General features: G+C 70.2%; 3 protein-coding genes. 1 reads left to right on the top strand and 2 read right to left on the bottom strand.

Annotated features, from left to right (window positions below; genetic code table 11):
- Positions 1-198: 198 nt before the first annotated feature.
- Both ACYVE9_RS19435 and ACYVE9_RS19430 read right to left on the bottom strand, forming a co-directional pair.
- Positions 199-999: a VOC family protein gene (locus ACYVE9_RS19435; protein ID WP_461029162.1), complete on the bottom strand. Its 801-nt coding sequence runs from the start codon at positions 997-999 to the stop codon at positions 199-201.
- A gap of 336 nt (positions 1000-1335) precedes the next feature.
- Positions 1336-1752: a Fur family transcriptional regulator gene (locus ACYVE9_RS19430; RefSeq protein ID WP_461029161.1), complete on the bottom strand. Its 417-nt coding sequence runs from the start codon at positions 1750-1752 to the stop codon at positions 1336-1338.
- A 159-nt stretch (positions 1753-1911) separates the two neighbouring features.
- On the opposite strand from ACYVE9_RS19430, the gene ACYVE9_RS19425 reads away from it, so the two are divergent.
- Positions 1912-3378 (top strand): catalase, encoded by a 1467-nt coding sequence (locus tag ACYVE9_RS19425; protein WP_461029160.1) that lies wholly within the window; start codon positions 1912-1914, stop codon positions 3376-3378.
- Positions 3379-3497 lie beyond the last annotated feature (119 nt).

Raw genomic sequence — 3497 nt, 5'->3', positions numbered from 1 at the left:
AGCTCGCTGGGCTCATAACCCAGAGGTCGCAGGTTCAAATCCTGTCCCCGCTACTCAAGAACGAAGGCCCGGATCCGTCAGCGGATCCGGGCCTTCGTCCGTGTGCACCCCGCCTCGTGTCCGCGTCGTGCGCGCCGCGACGCCGCAGGTGGCGGACCGCGAACCGCACGGACCCGGACGGGACGCGGGCCCGGAGGCCTACGCGGCGGTCACCTTCCAGAGAAAGCCGTCGAGATCCGTGAAGTGACCGGTGCGGCCGTCCTCGGTCTCGCCGGCCGGGACGGTGATCCGGCCGCCGGCGGCAGTCGCCGCGGTCAGGATCGCGTCGACCTCCTCGCGGGACGCGGCCGTGTGGTGCAGGACCGCGGCGCGGAAGCCGCCGCCCGCGGCGTCGTCGACGCCCGCGTCCTTCGCGAGGGCCCGCCGCGGCATGAGGCCGAGCCTGCACGTGCCGGCGCTCGGGTGGAAGTCGGCGTAGTGCTTGTAGTCCTTGTCGGTCTTCATGCCGAGGGACTCGTAGAAGGTCTTGGCGGCCTTCATGTCGGCGACACCGAGCAGGGCCGCGGTCTCGGTCGGCACCGCGGGGTGGGCCGCGGGGCCCGTGTCCTTCCCGGTGGGCGCCGCCACCTTCCAGATGGCGCCGTCCGGGGCCCGGTACACCGCGGAGAAGGCGCCGAACAGTGACTTCTTCGCGGGTTTGAGGACCTCCGCGCCGCCCTCGGCTGCGGCGTCCACCACGTTCCTCACCTCGGTGGGCTGGTTGACGATGAAGGTCAGCACATAACTGCGGAAGCCGGAGGTGGGGGGTTCCGGGTCGGCGCGTGCCCCGGCGGCGAGGGCCTCGGCCGGGTACAGGGCGAGATGTCCGGTCCCGTGCATGTCGAGGAGGACGTGCCGGCCGCGGTCGTCGGCGCCGGGGGCGAAGGTGGAGGCGTAGAAGGCCTGCGCGGTCCGCACCTCGGGAACACCGAGGGCCATCGCGTCGAGGGAGAGCGTCATGTCGTGCCTCCTGGGGCAGGGGCGCGGCTGCTGGGCACCCGGGCCCGGGGTCGAGGTCGGCGACGGCGTCGGCGGTGACGGGCCGCGCCGGATCACTGGCCCCACGGTAGGCAGGGGTCGGGCGCGGGTGCTTCTCCGAACCTGATCGGTCCGATCGGCGAACCGAAGGGCGCCTGGCGTCCCCGAGGGCCCGGCCCGGGACGCCTGCTTCCGGCAACTGGCCGAGAGGGCCGGGCCGACCGCCGCTCACGCTGGCGGTGCCGCTCGTGGGGCGGGACGGCGAAGAGGGCCCGGCGCTCACTGCGCCGGGCCCTCTCCTGTGGGTGCGGGTGGTTGTCAGGCGTCGGCGCACTCCGGGCAGATGCCGCGGTAGGTGACCGTCGCCTCGGAGACGCGGAACCCGAAGCGTTCGCCCTCGGGCAGGGCCGCGAGCGGATCCTCCGACGGGTGCACGTCGCGCATGGTGCCGCAGCGGGAGCACACCAGGTGCTGGTGGGTGTGGTGGGCGTTCGGGTCGTACCGCTTGGCCCTGCCGTCGGTGCTCACCTCGATGACCTCACCGATGGAGACCAGCTCGCTGAGCGTGTTGTAGACGGTGGCGCGGGCGATCTCCGGCAGGCGTTCGGTCGCGCGGGCGTGCACCTCGTCGGCCGTGTAGTGCACGTGGTCGCCGTTGAGTACCTCGGCCACGACCCTCCGCTGTGCGGTGAGCCGCCAACCGCGTTCGCGCAGCCGTTCCAGCAGGTCGCTCATCAATCCCACCCATCGTTCAGGTAAAGCCCAGTTTAGCAGTGACCGCCGCTACGCCGGACTCTGTATGGGGTTCACATTTATCTTGACTTGGACAGAGTCTAATGTAAGCTCGGGTCTCGGCGAAAGCCCAGGGACAGGACGCAGAGCGCAGGAGGCGTAGTGACTGCTCAGAACGAGATCACCGGACCATTGACCACGGAGTCCGGCGCGCCGGTCGCGGACAACCAGAACAGCCAGACCGCGGGTGCCGGCGGCCCCGTTCTGATCCAGGACCAGCTGCTGCTGGAGAAGCTGGCGCACTTCAACCGCGAGCGCATCCCGGAGCGCATCGTGCACGCCCGTGGGGCGGGCGCCTACGGCACCTTCACCCTCACCGCCGACGTGTCGCGCTACACCCGGGCGAAGTTCCTCTCCGAGGTCGGCAAGCAGACCGAGGTGTTCCTGCGCTTCTCCACCGTCGCCGGCAACCTCGGCTCGGCGGACGCGGTGCGTGACCCGCGCGGCTTCGCGCTGAAGTTCTACACCGAGGAGGGCAACTACGACCTCGTCGGCAACAACACCCCGGTGTTCTTCATCAAGGACGCCATCAAGTTCCCCGACTTCATCCACACCCAGAAGCGCGACCCCTACACCGGGTCGCAGGAGGCCGACAACGTCTGGGACTTCTGGGGCCTCTCGCCCGAGTCGACGCACCAGGTCACCTGGCTCTTCGGCGACCGCGGCATTCCCGCCACGCTGCGCCACATGAACGGCTACGGCTCGCACACCTTCCAGTGGACGAACGAGGCCGGCGAGGTCTTCTGGGTCAAGTACCACTTCAAGACCGACCAGGGCATCAAGAACCTCACCCAGGACGCGGCGGACGAGCTGGCGGGCAAGGACCCGGACAGCCACCAGCGCGACCTGCGCGAGTCGATCGAGCGCGGCGACTACCCGAGCTGGACCGTGCAGGTGCAGATCATGCCGGCGGCCGAGGCGGCGAACTACCGCTTCAACCCGTTCGACCTCACCAAGGTGTGGCCGCACGCGGACTACCCGCCGATGGAGATCGGCAAGCTGGAGCTGAACCGCAACCCGGAGAACATCTTCGCCGAGGTCGAGCAGTCGATCTTCTCCCCGCACCACTTCGTGCCGGGCGTCGGCCCCTCGCCGGACAAGATGCTCCAGGGCCGGCTCTTCGCCTACGGTGACGCCCACCGCTACCGGGTCGGCATCAACGCCGACCACCTGCCGGTGAACCGCCCGCACGCCACCGAGGCCAACAGCCACGGCCGGGACGGGCTCATGTACGACGGCCGCCACGGCCGGGCGAAGAACTACGAGCCGAACAGCTTCGGTGGCCCCGCCGAGACGGGCCGTCCGCTGTGGGAGCCCATGCCGGTGTCCGGCAACACCGGTGACTGGGAGGCGCCCGCGCACTCCGAGGACGACGACTTCGTGCAGGCCGGCAACCTCTACCGGCTGATGTCGGAGGACGAGAAGGAGCGCCTGATCAACAACCTGGCGGGCTTCATCTCGAAGGTCTCCCGGGACGACATCGCCGAGCGGGCGATCGACAACTTCCGCAAGGCGGACGCGGACTACGGCAAGCGGCTGGAGGTCGCGGTCAAGGCCCTTCGCGGCTGAGGACGCTTGTCGTAACACCCCGGAGGGGCCGGACGCTGTTGAGCTCCGGTCCCTCCGGCACGTGCGGAACCGTCCGCGGCGCCCTGGCGTGCCGGGGCGGTGCGCCGGCACGCCAGGTG

Source organism: Streptomyces sparsus, assembly GCF_054776295.1.
This window is presented reverse-complemented; position numbering and strand designations above follow the sequence as displayed.